Source organism: Pseudoalteromonas sp. 78C3 (assembly GCF_002836695.1).
Lineage (GTDB): Bacteria > Pseudomonadota > Gammaproteobacteria > Enterobacterales > Alteromonadaceae > Pseudoalteromonas > Pseudoalteromonas arctica.
The window spans coordinates 21,515-37,394 of sequence record NZ_PJAV01000123.1 but is presented as its reverse complement, the minus strand read 5'-3'; the positions used below and the strand labels follow the sequence as shown (position 1 = coordinate 37,394).

Genomic DNA, 15,880 nt, shown 5'->3' with positions numbered 1-15,880 from the left:
TAATTCAAAACTATTCAAAACTATTCAAACTCTTTTACATAAAGCAAAAGCGCGCTGTACATTACGCTCAGTGCTTTAGGAACATCCTCATTAATAACGGCTTCTGCAGGGTGGTGGCTTATACCGCCAGGGCTGCGTATAAATAACATGCCAACGGGGCAAATTGGAGCGATTGCCATTGCATCGTGCCCAGCGCCTGAAGCAAGTGAAGGCGATGCTTGGTTATTGAGTTTACATGCGCTTGAAAACAAATGCTGAATTTGAGTATCACACGCAACGGCATCGGCGGCATGAGTCCATTGCCAATCAAGCGTTAAATTGCGTTTGCTTGCTATAGATTGAGCGCTGCTTTGTATGGCGCTTAGTAAGTTAGCGAGATCGGTGTCGCTTTGTGCACGTGCATCTAGGCTTATGGTTGTTTTACCTGCAATCACGTTTGTAGCACCGGGGCGAGATTGTATTTGCCCTACGGTGGCAACTTCGCCATTACTCGCGTTTTTTGCTAGCTGCTCTATGGCAATAGTAAGTTCGGCGCAGCCTGCTAGTGAATCCTGCCTCAAGTTCATTGGCGTTGTACCCGCATGACCACTTTGCCCTGTTAGGGTAAGCATGGCGCGTTTAGCACCTGCTATAGCCGTTACTACTCCGAGCGCCTGATTAACCGATTCGAGTACAGGGCCTTGTTCAATATGAGTTTCCCAGTAAGCTAGTAATTCGTTTTTGTTTAGTGCGGCCTTTGCGTAGTCGTTAGGGTTTAGGCCAAAGTCGAGCATGGCTTGGCGCATAGTTATGCCGTTTGTGTCTTCAATGTTTAGCCACTGTGGGTCAAATTCGTTGGCGAGGGCTTTTGAGCCAATTAAAGTTGTGGCAAAGCGCGTGCCTTCTTCATCGCAAAAGCCCACTACATCTAAATGAAAGGGCAGGTCGAGCTTTAACTTATGTGCAAGCGCTGCAATTTCTATCCCCAGCAGTACACCTAAAATACCATCAAACGCACCTGCGTTTGGAACTGTGTCGAGGTGCGATCCTATAATTAAACGTTTAGCATGGGGGTTTGATGATTTAAGCCGCCCCCAAAGGTTGCCCACTTCGTCTTGCCACGATTGCATGCCCGCCTCAACCATCCACGATGCGGTAACAGCGTTACACTCTTTGTGCTCTTTTGATAAGTACACGCGGTGAATACCGCCTTGCATTTGCGATAGTGCGCTGAGAGTTTTACAGCGAGATAAAGCGCGTGTTGCATATTCATCAGCAAGTTCTTTATCTAATAAAGGGCTGTGTTGTGGGCTTACAATCGTCATGCTAAATCCTTGTTTATTTATAGTGAGCAAGGGCTGCAATGGCGGCTTCGCCTTTAGAGCCTTTGTAACCGTTGGCATGCAAGCAAGCGTCTAAGCTTGCAAGTGTTTGTAATACGGTATCTTTTCGGGCGTTGTAGCCCATAGTGCCAATACGCCAAATTTTGCCATGCAGTGGCCCAAACGAAGTGCCAATTTCTATTCCAAAATCGGTTAGCATTTGTCCGCGTACGTGATCGGCATTAATGCCCTCGGGTATATAAACACCCAGTACATTGTTCATTTTATGTGTTAAATCGCCAAATACATTTAAGCCGAGCGCTTGAATGCCTGTTAGCATGGCATCGCCATGTAATTTGTGGCGCGCTACGCAGTTATCCACGCCTTCTTCAATGACTATGCGGGCGCATTCTGAGGCGCAATACAGCATGCTGGTGGCTTCGGTATGATGGTTGAGGCGCTCCTCTCCCCAGTAATTCATGATCATACCTAAATCAAAATAGTTAGAGCGCACAAAGGGCTCTGTGCCGTCGATATGATCGGCTGTGCGAATACCTGCTTCTACCTTTTTACGTTTTTGGATCCACTCGGCGCATTTGTCGCTTAGTGTTAATGGCGCAGACCCAGAAGGACCGCCTAAACATTTTTGCAGGCCAACAGAAAGTGCATCGAGTTTCCATTCATCGGCAGGAAGTTCGTTGCCCACAATAGAGGCGGTGGCATCGCAGTAAAATAGTACATCGTGCTTTTGGCAAATATCGCCAATATGCTCAAGAGGTTGGTTCATGGTGGTGGATGTATCGCCTTGTACCATAGCAAGTACATGGGGTTTTACATCAACAATGGCTTTTTCGATTTGTTCTGGCGTAAACACTTCGCCCCACGGTACTTCTATTGTGTGCACCTTTGCGCCAACGCGTTCTGCTATTTCAGCAAGTAGGTGGCCAAAGCGCCCCATAATTGGCACTAGTACTTTATCGCCTGGGCGTAAAATTGAGCATAATACGGCTTCAATACCCGCGCGCGATGTGCCATCTATTAGCATGGTCCATTCGTTTTTAGTTTTAAAAATTTCGCGGTAACGTGCCATGGTTTCGTTCATAAAACCGGTCATTACTGGGTCGTATTGGCCTATAAGTTGCGCCGACATAGCACGTAAAACACGAGGATCTGCATTAATTGGACCTGGTCCCATTAATAAACGCTGTGGTGGGTTTAAGGTTTGAACTTGCGTGTTATTAAACATATTTTAGGCTCCCAGAGTCTGAATGAGCATGCGAATGCCGGTTATCATTAAGACAACGGCAAAAGCGCGTTTTAGTTGTTTTTGATCCAGCTTGCTACCAATTTTTACGCCAATAGGCGCAAATAAAATAGTCAGCGGAATAATAAGAAAAAAGGCAGGGAGGTTAACTAACCCCCACGTACCTAGGGGAGCATCGGTTGGCGTTGTGCCAATACTTAATAAGGTAATAACACCTGGTAGCGCAATCAATAAACCAAAAACGGCCGCAGTTCCTACTGCAACATGGGCGCGTACATTAAATGCGTTTAGCATAGGTACGCCAATAGTACCGCCGCCTATGCCAATCATTACCGACAAACCACCTACAATACTTGCCATAACGCCTTGACCAAATTTACCTGGCAGTTGTTTTACAAGCGCAGGTGCGCCGGCTCTAAATAACATGTTTAAACTGACTAAAATAGCAATGCAGGCAAACATGAGCACTAATGCGTTACCGCGAACGGTATGAGCAATAATACTACCGACTACCGCCATAACTAATATAAACGGTGCCCAGTATTTTATTAGCGCAAGGTCAATATTTCCTTTGCTATGATGCGAGCGAATAGATGAAAGCGAAGTAGGTACTATGGTTGCAAGTGATGTGGCAGTGGCTATCATCATTGCCGACTCTGGGCTTACGCCAAAACCTTGCAGTAAAAAATACAGCACAGGTACGATAACAATACCGCCGCCTACACCAAAAAGTCCTGCTAAAATTCCGGCAAAAATACCGGTTGCAATTAAGGCCGTAACTATTGGCCATTGGTTTATTATTTCTGACATTGTGTTCCTGCTGTAGTTACTGTTGCACGTCCATCTGAACGAGGATCTGTTGCAGCTTCAAGGCTTGTAGGTGTATCTAAAATAGCCCCAGCGTGCCCCATCATTTCGTTATTATTATCAACGCTTACCCAATCGTGGTCACGTTGATTTAATTCATGTTCTATATGAAAAACTAACTCTTTTTCAATTTTTAAATTTGTACTTGTATCGCCCCATGTACGTCCAAGTAACCAACGAGGGTCGCTAATTGCTTGTTTTATTGATTTATTTCGCCATGCGTAGCCTGCAAAAACAGCGGCTTGGGTTTGTGGTTGCCCTTCACCGCCCATTGTTCCGTAAGCAAGTCGACGACCATCGCTAAACTTTGCCATTGCTGGGTTAAGTGTATGAGCCGGCTTTTTATTTGGCGCAAGGGCGTTAATATTGTTACTCGCATCAATATCTTCATTGTTTAAACTAAAGCTTAAACCTCGGTTATTCCACACAAAGCCGCCTTCGCTCATTAATATTCCGCTGCCAAATTCCCAATAAATACTTTGAATAAAGCTGACTAATTGGCCGTTTTTATCTCTGGCTGCCATCCATACAGTATCACCAGGTTCTGCGTTAAATGGCCATTTTTTGGCTTTACTCATATCAATATTGTTAGCAAGTTCGCTTAAGCGATCATCGGTTAGTGCGTTTTTATAATCGTCTCCTAATACTTCAGGGTCAGCCCAAAGGGTAGGGCGATGCGTAAAGCTTTGTTTAGTTGCTTCAACAATTAAGTGTGTCCAGTCGGCATCGGTTTTAGCTAAATGCTTTAACTTATTTACGGCACCAATTATTTGTAGTGAATGCACGCCCTGTGTTGGCGCAGGTAAGTTGTAGCAATTAATACCACTGAGGTTTGCATTTAGCGCAGTAACTACCTCGGCTTTAGTATTTGTAATGTCATCTGCGGTAATTGAGCTGCCTGCTTTTGCTAAGTCGGCGGAAAATGAGTTGGCAAGTGCGCCTTCATAAAATGCGTTTAAACCATGCTTTGCTAGGTACTCAAACGTTGCTGCAAGTTTAGGGTTTTTAAAATGCTGGCCTGCTTGTAAGGGCTTGCCATTGGGTATGTAAAGGTTTTTAAACGCGTCATTGGTATTGTTCGCAGCGGCTAGCTTTTCACAGCCTGCTTGCAAGCTTTTTGTAACTGTAAAGCCCTCGCGCGCAAGCTCAATAGCGGGTGCTAAAATGTTTAACAGTGGTAGTGCTGCGTGCTCATCTAGTTCAAGCGCTTTTTGCCAACCGCGTATTGTACCCGCTTGAGTTAGTGCGCTTAATCCGCCGCGCTCTGGTATTTGCGTGAGCGTGTTATAAGCACTTGTATTACTTGCAGCTCGGCCGCAGGCGTCAATAGCGATGGGCGTTTTTTGGTTTGGGTTATCGATAAGCCAAAAGCTATCGCCACCAATTGAGTTCATATGTGGATATACAACGCTAATAGCGGCGGCAGCCGCTACCATAGCCTCGGTAGCTGTACCGCCTTGTTTTAGTATATTTATACCCGCCTCAGTGGCCGAAAAATGAGACGCGGTAAATGCAATGTTGTGTGTGGTCATGCCGGTGTGTCCTGTTTAAAGTGTTCAGCTAGGTGCTTAACGCAAGCAAGTAAGCTTTTATCGTTACCGTGGGTCATCATTAATGAAAAACCATACGGATGATCATTTGTTAAATTAGCCAGCGGTAAATGCACTTGCGCTGAGCCACTAAGTCCTGCAATTGCCGAAAGCGTAATAATTTGCATGCGTAAGGCGCTTGTGTCGGCGCCTAATTTAGGTGCGGTTGTGGGTGTGGTGGGTAAAAATAAGCAGCTGTGTTTATTTAGGTTTTTAGCGACGATTGCTTGCCACTCGTGCTGTATTTTTAACGCCTCTTGTTCTTCTTGCTCGGTTAAAGCCAGTGCCATTTTAAAACGAGCCGCAATTGCTGGCGCAAACTGGGGAGGTTGCCCCGGCAATTGAAGCCAATCTTTATGCGTTTTTGCGATTGCTCGCCCTTGCAGTACTCTAAAACTATCCGCAAGTTCGCTTAATAAGCTGCTGTTAGGTAGTTCAAATTCTTTATGGTGCTTAAAATTAGGCTTGGTTTTTTCAAGCAATTGTTTAAGTGGGGCTTGTAAAGCAGGGTCAACGAGTTCAAATAACGGCTCGCAAATAACTAAGGTATTAACGTTATTAATAGCTTGATTTGGTAACAGTACATTACCTACATCGCTTAATAGCTCGGCGCTTTGGGTAAGCCAACCTATGGTATCAAAAGGCGGAGCCAACGGTATTAGACCGTCTTTTTCAATCACATTATGGCTTGGCCTTATGCCATATAAACCACAATAGCTGGCGGGTATTCTAATTGAGCCGCCAGTGTCGGTACCTAAGCCAATATCAGCTAAGTTAGTAGCAACGGCTGCTGCCGAACCCATACTCGAACCACCGCAAGCATGCCCTTTTAATTTAGGATTTTGCGCAGCGCCATAATGTATATTATTACCCTCTAAGCTATAAGCCAGTTCGTCTGTGTGGGTAAAGCCTATAAAGTTACAACCAGCGGTCATGAGCTTATTAACCGAGCTTGCCGTATTTTGAGCCGGTTTAGCTGTTTTAAACCAGTGTGGATTGCCAGCGCTGTTACGCTCGCCTTTTACTGCAAATACATCTTTTACGGCTAAGCGATTGTTTGCAAGTAGACCAGACTGGTTTGTTTGCCACAGGGTAGGACCGTGATTGCAAAATATACCTTTGTTGTTTTTTTTATCACTCATTTGCAGCTCATTATTATAAAACTGACCAAGTACTTACTTATTAAGTTAGAGTGATTAAAAAGCGGGCTGGTTATTATTATTATGAATACCAATTTTATTAAAAACATGATCATTCTATCGGATTAAATAACGCACTTACTTCGTTAAAAATTATTCATAGAGAACAACTATATGTCATAATTTTTGCCTTGTTATTGCGCTATTTTCTTCGCGTTATAATAGATCACTATTTAATGCAATTGGTATAACTCCGCTTTTTAATCGGTAGTTTTGATTTTATAGTGCTTAGACTAAGCAAGAGGAATGCCATAAATAAAAAACCTGTCCAATTGGTCAGGTTTTGTTGGGTTGTATGAGGTTTGTAAATGTGGGCTGTAGAAATAGTGACATTAAAATGAGTTAAAACAAACCAATTTGGTGCGAAGGTGCACCAAGTTGGTCTTTATTTATATGGTTTTAAGTGCTAAATAAGGGACGTTTTACTGATGATTAAACCATTAATATCGGCGTAAACCCAATCGTTAGGTTCTATGGTGATGCTAAGCATGGTAACAGCTTGGTTTTTATCACCAAAGCCGCGCTTTAAGGTACTACGCGGTGTAGAGCCTAGCGCCATTACAGGTAAGTTCATCGTGGCGAGTATTTCTATATCTCGGCAACAGCCATTTATTATTACGCCTTCCCAGCCATTATTTAGGGCACGCTCAGCCATAATATCGCCAATAAACGCAAAGCGTTTGCTCGCAAACCCGTTTATAACTAATACTTTACCTTCACCATTTTCATGCAATATATCGGCAGCAAATGAGTTGTCTTCTGGGCAGGTAACGGTAACTACTTTGCCATAAAACGTAGTTTTTTTACCAAAGTGATAAAGGCCACTGTCGGCTACTTGCACGTTATCGCGATGATCGTCAAATAAATCGGGTGTAGTAAAGGGTGTCATGGGTTAAGTCTCACTTTGCTCAGGTATTTTAAGACCAATACCTTTTAAAATTATGTGGGCAATTGATTGCGTAATTTGTGCCACATCGGTTTTGTCGTACTCTAATTTGTTCATTACGAGTAAAACCTCAGCCTGAAAGTCGGCGTAATACTGCGTGGTAGACCAAATAGTAAAGAGCAAATGGTAGGGGTCAACCTTATCCATTTTATCTGCATCCATCCATGCTTGAAGTACATCAACCTTTTGTTTAACCCAAGGGCGGGTATTGGTTCTAAAGTAGCTTTGTAAATAAGGTGCACCGCGCAGTATTTCACTGGCAAATAAGCGAGATTGCATTGGCTGATTTACGGCGAGTATTACTTTGCTTTTAATGTAGTTATAAAGCACGGTAGCTGGATCGTCGTTAATTGTGACGTTATCGAGCCCTAAGTTCCAATTAGCTATTATGCGGTCAATCACAGACTCGTACAGACCATCTTTACTTTTGAAGTAATACAAAATATTAGCTTTTGGCACCTGCGCTTCTTTAGCAACCATGCTCATACTTGCTCCGTCGTAACCTAATTGCGAAAACAATTGCTCGGCGGCATCTAAAATTAGTTTTTGGTTTTTCTCGCGTGTCACTTCTTTTTTATTTGGCTTTATTTGTGTGGTCATTATAGAGTTTGCGTGTTTAACGTATTGATTGATTGTAGCTTTACTGACCAAAAGGTCAATTACTAAAAAAGGGTGAATGTTAAAAACAGGCGAGAGGTTTAAGCTATTAACTTTAATTGTTTAATTAAATAATTACTGTTAGTTTAGTTTCAAATTTACGAGTAGTACTTTTGGATTGGCAAATGGATTTTATAAGCAAAAATAAATATACACTATATGGAGTCGCTGCAATATTACTGTGGAGTTGCTTAGTTGCATTACTACGGGATATTTCTGAGTTGTTTAGCCCCATTGGTGGTGCTGCGGCTATGTATTCTGTAAGTGCGATATTTTTAATTTTGGTTATGGGAGTGCCCAAGTTTAGTGGTTTTTCGAAACGCTACTTGGTAGTAGGTACTTTATTATTTGTATCGTACGAAATTTGCTTGGCGCTTTCTATTGGTATGGCAAATAGTCGTCATCAGGCAATGGAAATGGCGGTTATTAATTATTTATGGCCCACGCTAACAATATTGCTCTCTATTATTATTGGTCGTAAAAAAGTAAGTTACTGGGTTTACCCAAGCATGATTATTGCTTTTTTAGGCGTTGCTTGGTGTATTACGGGCGATCAAGAAATGTCGGTCGATACGCTTGTTACTAACTTTGCTGATAATCCTGCTACTTATTTAATGGCATTAGCTGCAGCGTTTATATGGGCTATTTATTGCGTAGTTACGCAAAAGCTGAGTAATGGTAAAAATGCCATTACGTTATTTTTTACTGTTACGGCAATGAGTTTGTGGGCGCAATATGGTTTTAGTAATGAAGCGCCATTAACGTTTTCACTGGGCTCAAGCATGACGTTATTATTAGCTGGTGTAGTCGTGGGGAGCGGTTATGCACTGTGGAATCAAGCTATTATTGGCGGTAACTTAATGCTGTTGGGTACGCTTTCGTACTTTACACCGGTGTTTTCTACTATTATTTCAGCGCTGTATTTATCTATTACGCTGAGTGCTTCGTTTTGGCAAGGGGTTGTACTGGTAACAGTGGGCTCGCTAATTTGCTACTTTGTAACGCGAGAAAAGCCTAAACAACCTCAAATAGCGTCTGCAACATAATACTAATTTTATTAAAAATAAGCCCTATTATTTTAGGGCTTTTTGTTGCGTGCAAATTATTTTGCATTATTTACCTGCGCTAGTAACTCTATAACTTTTTGTTGACCAAATGTTTGTGCAAATTGCTCGGCTGTTTGACCGGCTTTGTTTTGATGCGCGTTGTCGCAATCAAGTGATACGAGTGTTTTAGCTATACTAAATTCACCTCTAAAAATAGCGGCCATTAGCGCTGTGTTACCACGGTTATCTTCTAAACAGGCATTAGCGCCTAAGTGCAATAGCGTATTAACTGTGTTTTTATTACCGTGATAAGTGGCAATCATTAACGCGGTGTAACCTTTATTGTTGTAGCTGTCGATAGGGATACCAGCATCTACAAATTGCTCTATTACAGCGGTGTCGTTGGTACGTGCTGCGGCAAAGTAATAAGCAAATAAGCTTTGGTATTGAGTTTTTGCAGAATGTTGGCTTTCAACTTGCGTACTGGGTGTTTGTGTACTTGGGGTATTTTGAGCGTAAACGCTACTGGTAAAGCTCAGTAGTAGAGCGACTATAATTAATAAATTACGCATAACAATTGTCTCTTATAAAAAGAGGAAGGGGGTTATCCCTTCCTCATTATTGTGGTTGTTTGTATAGCTGCTTAGTTGGGACTAATTTTTACAACTGATTACTTACAGCTAGTTAATTACAACTAGCTACTTACAAGTTAGCTGCTAGTTGTTTAACCATTTTAATATCGCCGTTTACAGCTTTAGTTAAGCGTGTACCGTACTCACTGTCTGCTTTGTAAAAGTGGCTAAGCATTTTGTGTTTAACACTGCTGTTTTGCACTTTGCCTAAATCGCCTGCTAGGTTATTAATTAGGTTTGTACGTTCTTGTTTGCTAAAACCACGGTATATAACACCTGCTTGCGCGAAGTTTTGCTGCTTTTTAATCGCGGCTTGTTGTACAAAGCCTTTAAGCTCTGTGTTACTTCTACGTGCAATTGGGTTTTCAGCTACGTTTTCTTGGCTTGGCTGGTAGTTCACATTGCTTGTTGTGTTCCCGTAGTTCATTGCACCGTCTTGGTTGTAGTTAACCACTTCAACTTTTGCACGGTTAATTGGCAATTGCTGGTGGTTAGCACCTAGGCGGTACATTTGTGTATCAGCGTAAGAAAACATACGACCTTGTAATAAACGGTCTTCTGATGGCTCAATACCTGGAATAATGTTTGCCGGTGCCATTGCTACTTGTTCTGTAGATTGGAAGAAGTTAGTTGGCATACGGTTTAAGGTCATTGTTCCTACTTTAGTTTCTTTAATGTCTAACCACATTTTTGTTGCATCTAACGGGTTGTAATCAAAGTCATCAAGCTGCGATGGATCAAGCGTTTTAATGTACAGATCCCATTTAGGGAAATTGCCTCTGTTTATTTCAGTGTATAAATCTTGTGTTAAATGCTGAAAGTTTTGGCTTTGTACTTTTGCCACTTCTTTTGCGTCAAGGTTATCAATACCTTGTTGACTTACCCAATGAAACTTAACGTATTTAACATCACCCGATTTATTAATCATTTTGTATGCATGTACACCCCAACCGTCCATTTTACGAAGACTTGCTGGTGTACCGTAGTCGCTGTAAACCCACGTTAGCATTTGTGTAGAACCTGGTTCGTGCGAGAAAAAGTCAAATACACGGTTAGGATCTTGAATGTTATCAACCGGAGATGGTTTTAAAGAGTGAACCATGTCTGGAAATTTAATCGCATCACGAATAAAGAACACAGGTAAGTTATTACCTACTAAATCCCAGTTACCTTGGTCTGTGTAAAACTTAGTTGCAAAGCCACGTGGGTCACGCAGTGTTTCTGGGCTACCTTTTGAGTGAATTACTGATGAAAAGCGAACAAATACGTCTGTTTCTTTACCAGCTTGTGCAAACGGTGCTGCAATTGTTAAATCGTCTAGCTCTTTTGATGCTACAAACACACCGTGTGCGCCAGTACCACGAGCATGCACAACACGCTCAGGAATACGCTCACGTGCAAAGCGTTGCAGTTTTTGAATTAGTTGCACGTCCTCTAGTAATACACTGCCACGTTCGCCCGCAGTAATTGAATTTTGGTTGTCACCAACAGCTGCGCCGTTATCTTTAGTAAGTGTTGTTGCTGCGCTTGCCGGTAATGCTATTGCAAGTGCCAGTGCAGTGAGTGTTAATTTTGTTTTGTTTATTTGAGTATTCATTGTCGACCTCATCTATTTAAAAGTGCCGGCAGTGGTGCAGGCTGTTAATCTGTTAACGATAGTATTGATTTTATTAACTTCGGTAAAACTGATTAATTAGATTGATGTGATTTGTAAAATAGATGAAATAAATTAACAGGAGCACTTTTTACGTTAACGGAATTTTTTTACTACGACCTTGGTCGCAATATGCTTTTATAAAGTTGATTAAATACAAAGGTTTTTAGTTTTATCTGAGTGTATTTTCACCAAGCTGGTGCGTTTTATACTTACAGTGTGTTGACATATTCGTGCAATAAAGGGAATATGCTCAATCGGTGGGCTTATGCTCATTATTGAGTTGCACTAAAAAGCTGCACAATATTAATCGCGCTTAACTCGTTATACTTAAATTAGCTAAACCAAACAGTTTTAATAAGGTGACAAGATGAATACTAACATTGAGCTAGTAATATTTGATTGTGATGGCGTTGTTATTGATAGCGAAATTTTAAGCGCACAAGTACTCATTAATATGCTTGTTGAAAAAGGCGTTGATATTGATCGTGCTTATGTACAGCAACACTTTTTAGGCTGCAACTTTAAAACAGTAAGCCAAAAAATAGCGGATGCATTTAATGTCACTCTTCCTGAAAGCTTTGAAGGTGACTACCGCAAAGCACTGTTAAACGAATTTGAAACAGGGCTAACCACGACTGACGGTATAAAAGACGTACTTAACAATTTAGCTGTGCCTATTTGTATAGCTACTAGCAGCAGCCCAGCACGCACCGCAAAAGCGTTGAGCATAGTGAGTTTAAGTAAGTACTTTAGCGATACGGTTTTTACCAGCAGCGAAGTTAAGCGTGGCAAACCAGCACCCGATTTATTTTTACATGCAGCTAAAAAAATGGGTGTAAAGCCAGAGCATTGTTTAGTGATTGAAGACAGTAAAGCCGGCGTAAATGCAGGAATTGACGCCAACATGCAAGTACTGCATTACAGCGGTGGGCAACATATGCAAGGCTCTGTTAATCATGTGCACAGTGCTTACCCAAATGTTGATCATTTAACGCATTGGCAAGATTTTTTTAGTGCATACCCTGCACTTAAAAAGCAGTAAACACGCAGCTTTTTAAATACACAAAGTTTTAAACGCGATTTGCTCGCCTTACTCACTGACAGGCAAGCAAACGCAAAATATAAATGTAGATGGTTTTGCTTTACTAAAAATAAAACAAAACATGGCAAAACATCATGCGTTTATAAGCCAAATTATAAAAGGCAAAGTATTTAGGTACTATACCAATCTGCTTGAATATGGGGTTTATTTAACGATAAGAAAATTGCACTGTAACTAGGCAAAAATTTTTATATCTAGTTGTTCTAAATATAAAATTTTTAACGACGTTATGGGGTAATTTAACTCGTTAAATTATTCAAATAGTTATGCAGATTGGTATCAAATGCTTTGCTGTTAACAATAGGAAATACCATGGCAACGAGTCCACACACACAAACATTTAAAGATGTAAACGAAGAGCAACTTCCTGTTGCTAATAATAAGCTTCACGGCTGGAAACATTTTGCAGGGCTATATGCTGGCGAACATGTTGCGGCTACTGAATTTGTTATTGGTGCAACGTTTGTTGCATTAGGCGCTTCAACCATCGACATTCTACTGGGTTTATTAATAGGTAACCTGTTAGCAATGTGTTCTTGGTGGCTGATTACTGCACCCATTGCAGTAGAAACCCGCTTAAGTTTATATAACTACTTAAACAAAATTGCTGGTAACTCAATGACCAAGCTCTATAACTGGGCTAACGTGGTTATTTTTAGTGTTATATCGGCCGCGATGATCACGGTATCTTCCACCGCCGTGCGGTTTTTGTTTGATATACCTGCACAACTTGATTGGTATCCAAATAGCTTTTGGTTTGTAGCCATTGTTTTAGCTGTTGGCTCTATTGTTGTGTTTGTTGCGATGTATGGCTTTTCTACGGTTGCTGACTTTTCGAAACTGTGTGCGCCGTGGCTATTTGTTATATTTATTGCAGGTTCGTTCGCGTTATTCCCTGAGCTTTCAAATCACGTATTAGGTTCTACCTCTTTAACTAGCTTTAGCGACTTTATGACCATAGGCGACTCCTCCATATGGACGGGCACCAATGCCGATGGTGAAAAGGGCATAGGCCTATTAGAAGTGATTGGCTTTGCATGGGCTGCTAACTCAATTACTCACTTTGGTTTAATCGACATGGCTATTTTTAGATTTGCTAAACGCAAAAGCTATGGCTTATTTTCTGGTGTGGGCATGTTTTTTGGTCATTACTTAGCGTGGATCTCTGCCGGTATTATGGGCGCAGGTGTTGCGGTATTACTTAAAACAACTATTTCATCACTTGATCCGGGCGATGTTGCATACCATGCATTAGGTTGGACTGGCTTTGTTATTGTAATTATTGCCGGTTGGACTACAGCTAACGCAAACCTTTACCGTGCAGGCCTTGCAGCACAATCTATATTTGTTAATCAATCACGTGAACGCACAACCGCTATTGTAGGTGTTGTAACCGTGATTATTGCGTGTTTCCCGTTTGTATTTTCTCAAATGCTTCCGCTACTTACCTACGCAGGCTTATTAGTTGTGCCAGTAGGCGGCATTGTATTTGCTGAACATGTGTTATTTCCTAAAATTGGCCTAACACGTTACTGGGCTAAATATAAAAACATTACTCGCAGCGTACCGGCTATAGCATCTTGGGCGTTAGCGCTTGTGTTTGGCTTTGGCTTAAACGCAATTGATGTAATGTCGTTTTACTACTTGTTTATTCCTACGTGGATTTTCACCATTGTTATTTACACGCTTTTAGCTAAAAAATACGGCGCCGGTGAAGATTACACACAAGAGATTGCAGCAGAAGAGCAAGAGCAACGTGATATCAAAGAATATCAAGCTGCTGAAGCTAAAGACATTCCAAAGCCAGTAATTGACAGCTCTGTATTTACCAAAGTACTTAATGCGGTTTCTACGGTTTCACTGGTTATTATTTTTATATTTGCCAGCCAGGTGATGTTTTTCAGTGAAACTATGAGTATGTACAGCGCTAATAAATCGCAATTCGAAATAGCCTGTTTTATTTGTACTGTTATTTATTTTGTTACTGCGTACTGGTCGTTAAAACGCCATAAAGTACTCAATACAGCATCGTAATTACTTATCGTAATACAGTATCGTAATTTATATTTTATTTTTGTTTAGTAAGGTCGCACCATGACGCAACATCAACACACTGACGCTCTAGTTACAGGGCTAAACCAACAAAGCTTGGCTCAATTACCAAGCCATGTTGATACACCAACCTACGACCGTAGCGCAGTTAAAGCCGGTATTGTTCATATTGGCGTGGGCGGTTTTCATCGTGCTCATCAAGCGGTATATGTTAACGAGCTTTTAAAAACCCCAGGCTCTGAGCAATGGGGCATATGTGGTGTTGGCCTTTTAGAGGGTAACCGTGGTCTGCGTGATATTTTAAAGCAGCAAGATTACCTTTATACGCTTACTGTTAGACACCCAGACGGTAAAATAGATAACAAAGTAATTGGCTCAATGATCGACTTTTTGTTTGCTCCAGAGGACAAACAAGCGGTAATTAATAAGTTAGCGCACAGCGATACTAAAATTGTGTCGCTTACTATTACCGAAGGTGGTTACAACTTTAACCCTGCAACGGGCGAGTTTGATTACAGTAATCCAGATATTATTAACGACATTAATAACCCGAACGACCCAATTACAGCGTTTGGTTACATTTCTGCTGCGTTAAAACTGCGTAAAGAGCAAGGCTTAGGCGCGTTTACAGTACAGTCGTGCGATAACATTCAGCACAACGGTAACGTAACACGCAAAATGCTTTTAGCCTTTGCTACAGAGCAAGACAAAGACCTAAGTGAGTGGATTGAGCAAAACGTATCGTTTCCAAATGCGATGGTTGACCGTATTACACCGGTATCTAAAAAGAGTGATATTGATTACGTGGTTGATGCATATGGTGTTAGCGACGAGTGGCCAATTACCTGTGAGTCATTTACACAATGGGTAATAGAGGACACATTTAGTGATGCTCGTCCAAATTGGGATGTTGTTGGTGCACAGTTTGTTACTGATGTAACGCCTTATGAAACCATGAAAATACGTTTACTTAATGCAGGGCATTCTGTGCTTGGTTTATTAGGTTCAATCCATGGCTATGGCACTATTGACGAAACGGTATCTGATGAATTATTTGCCACATACCTGCGTGCTTTTATGGATAAAGAAGTAACCCCAAATCTTGAACCACTTGAAGGCATTGACCTTGAAAGCTACAAAGATACGTTAATAGAGCGTTTTGCTAATCCTAATATTAAAGACAGCCTAGCGCGTATCTGTAGTGAAAGCTCAGCTAAACTGCCTAAGTTTTTAATTGCCACAATTAACGAAAACCTAGTACAAGGTCGAGATGTATCACTGGCAACGCTTGTTATTGCTACTTGGTGCTTATACAGCGATAAAGGTTTAAGTGAAAACGGCGAGCAACTTGAAATTCAAGATGCGATGCACAAAGAGCTTAATTCTTACGCGCAAGAGACTCAAACTAGCCCGTCTGCATTTTTAAAGTTAACGAGCTTGTTTGGTAAGCTTGAGCATAACGAAACGTTTACTGCTGAATATAAAAAGTCGATTGCTGCGCTGTATGCACCTAATAGTAAAATTAAAGCCATTATGCAGGCTGTACTTGATCAAAAGAGTAACTAATT

General features: G+C 41.4%; 13 protein-coding genes. 4 read left to right on the top strand and 9 right to left on the bottom strand.

The annotated features are described in order from the left end of the window. Positions 1–20: 20 nt before the first annotated feature. The 7 genes from CXF76_RS05670 to CXF76_RS05640 all read right to left on the bottom strand — a co-directional run bounded on the left by CXF76_RS05670 (position 21) and on the right by CXF76_RS05640 (position 7,766). A complete protein-coding gene (locus CXF76_RS05670) occupies positions 21–1,304 on the bottom strand; it encodes an allantoate amidohydrolase (RefSeq protein ID WP_024591952.1) in 1,284 nt (427 codons plus the stop codon). Positions 1,305–1,317: 13 nt separating this feature from the next. Further along, positions 1,318–2,547 carry a pyridoxal-phosphate-dependent aminotransferase family protein gene (locus CXF76_RS05665; protein ID WP_024591951.1) on the bottom strand — a complete coding sequence of 410 codons (1,230 nt, stop codon included), beginning with the start codon at positions 2,545–2,547 and terminating at the stop codon, positions 1,318–1,320. A gap of 3 nt (positions 2,548–2,550) precedes the next feature. After that, complete coding sequence (locus CXF76_RS05660; RefSeq protein WP_024591950.1) at positions 2,551–3,375, bottom strand: sulfite exporter TauE/SafE family protein; 825 nt, start codon at positions 3,373–3,375, stop codon at positions 2,551–2,553. Beyond that, entirely contained in the window at positions 3,363–4,964 is a 1,602-nt protein-coding gene (locus CXF76_RS05655) for a gamma-glutamyltransferase family protein (protein WP_101163242.1), read from the bottom strand. The genes CXF76_RS05660 and CXF76_RS05655 overlap by 13 nt, the downstream gene beginning before the upstream one ends. Beyond that, complete coding sequence (locus CXF76_RS05650) at positions 4,961–6,163, bottom strand: amidase family protein (protein ID WP_024591948.1); 1,203 nt, start codon at positions 6,161–6,163, stop codon at positions 4,961–4,963. Before CXF76_RS05650 ends, CXF76_RS05655 begins: the two co-directional genes overlap by 4 nt. Before the next feature lie 463 nt (positions 6,164–6,626). Then, the gene (locus tag CXF76_RS05645; protein WP_101163241.1) at positions 6,627–7,109 is read right to left on the bottom strand and encodes a putative 4-hydroxy-4-methyl-2-oxoglutarate aldolase; all 483 of its coding nucleotides are present in this window, start codon (positions 7,107–7,109) and stop codon (positions 6,627–6,629) included. Positions 7,110–7,112: 3 nt separating this feature from the next. Continuing rightward, positions 7,113–7,766: a TetR/AcrR family transcriptional regulator gene (locus CXF76_RS05640; protein WP_101163240.1), complete on the bottom strand. Its 654-nt coding sequence runs from the start codon at positions 7,764–7,766 to the stop codon at positions 7,113–7,115. 182 nt (positions 7,767–7,948) lie between these two features. Between CXF76_RS05640 and yddG the strand changes: the two genes are divergently transcribed. After that, positions 7,949–8,869: an aromatic amino acid DMT transporter YddG gene (gene yddG / locus CXF76_RS05635; RefSeq protein WP_101163239.1), complete on the top strand. Its 921-nt coding sequence runs from the start codon at positions 7,949–7,951 to the stop codon at positions 8,867–8,869. Between the two features lie 56 nt (positions 8,870–8,925). Here the strand turns inward: yddG and CXF76_RS05630 are convergent, their stop codons facing one another. After that, complete coding sequence (locus CXF76_RS05630; RefSeq protein WP_024591942.1) at positions 8,926–9,441, bottom strand: ankyrin repeat domain-containing protein; 516 nt, start codon at positions 9,439–9,441, stop codon at positions 8,926–8,928. 130 nt (positions 9,442–9,571) lie between these two features. After that, positions 9,572–11,098 (bottom strand): catalase, encoded by a 1,527-nt coding sequence (locus CXF76_RS05625; protein WP_024591941.1) that lies wholly within the window; start codon positions 11,096–11,098, stop codon positions 9,572–9,574. A 427-nt stretch (positions 11,099–11,525) separates the two neighbouring features. Here CXF76_RS05625 and CXF76_RS05620 point away from each other — a divergent pair, with 427 nt between their 5' ends. The 3 genes from CXF76_RS05620 to CXF76_RS05605 all read left to right on the top strand — a co-directional run bounded on the left by CXF76_RS05620 (position 11,526) and on the right by CXF76_RS05605 (position 15,878). Beyond that, entirely contained in the window at positions 11,526–12,200 is a 675-nt protein-coding gene (locus CXF76_RS05620) for an HAD family hydrolase (protein ID WP_101163238.1), read from the top strand. A 372-nt stretch (positions 12,201–12,572) separates the two neighbouring features. Continuing rightward, on the top strand, positions 12,573–14,294 hold the full coding sequence (locus CXF76_RS05610) for a purine-cytosine permease family protein (protein WP_076924269.1): 1,722 nt from the start codon (positions 12,573–12,575) through the stop codon (positions 14,292–14,294). A gap of 60 nt (positions 14,295–14,354) precedes the next feature. Continuing rightward, a complete protein-coding gene (locus tag CXF76_RS05605; protein ID WP_101163236.1) occupies positions 14,355–15,878 on the top strand; it encodes a mannitol dehydrogenase family protein in 1,524 nt (507 codons plus the stop codon). Positions 15,879–15,880 lie beyond the last annotated feature (2 nt).

Bases quoted from the DNA above. Each gene is read 5' to 3' on its own strand.
- CXF76_RS05640 (WP_101163240.1), bottom strand. From the start codon at position 7,766: ATGACCACACAAATAAAGCCAAATAAAAAAGAAGTGACACGCGAGAAA.
- CXF76_RS05630 (WP_024591942.1), bottom strand. From the start codon at position 9,441: ATGCGTAATTTATTAATTATAGTCGCTCTACTACTGAGCTTTACCAGT.
- CXF76_RS05670 (WP_024591952.1), bottom strand. From the start codon at position 1,304: ATGACGATTGTAAGCCCACAACACAGCCCTTTATTAGATAAAGAACTT.
- CXF76_RS05650 (WP_024591948.1), bottom strand. From the start codon at position 6,163: ATGAGTGATAAAAAAAACAACAAAGGTATATTTTGCAATCACGGTCCT.
- CXF76_RS05665 (WP_024591951.1), bottom strand. From the start codon at position 2,547: ATGTTTAATAACACGCAAGTTCAAACCTTAAACCCACCACAGCGTTTA.
- CXF76_RS05610 (WP_076924269.1), top strand. From the start codon at position 12,573: ATGGCAACGAGTCCACACACACAAACATTTAAAGATGTAAACGAAGAG.
- yddG (WP_101163239.1), top strand. From the start codon at position 7,949: ATGGATTTTATAAGCAAAAATAAATATACACTATATGGAGTCGCTGCA.
- CXF76_RS05645 (WP_101163241.1), bottom strand. From the start codon at position 7,109: ATGACACCCTTTACTACACCCGATTTATTTGACGATCATCGCGATAAC.
- CXF76_RS05655 (WP_101163242.1), bottom strand. From the start codon at position 4,964: ATGACCACACACAACATTGCATTTACCGCGTCTCATTTTTCGGCCACT.
- CXF76_RS05660 (WP_024591950.1), bottom strand. From the start codon at position 3,375: ATGTCAGAAATAATAAACCAATGGCCAATAGTTACGGCCTTAATTGCA.
- CXF76_RS05620 (WP_101163238.1), top strand. From the start codon at position 11,526: ATGAATACTAACATTGAGCTAGTAATATTTGATTGTGATGGCGTTGTT.
- CXF76_RS05625 (WP_024591941.1), bottom strand. From the start codon at position 11,098: ATGAATACTCAAATAAACAAAACAAAATTAACACTCACTGCACTGGCA.
- CXF76_RS05605 (WP_101163236.1), top strand. From the start codon at position 14,355: ATGACGCAACATCAACACACTGACGCTCTAGTTACAGGGCTAAACCAA.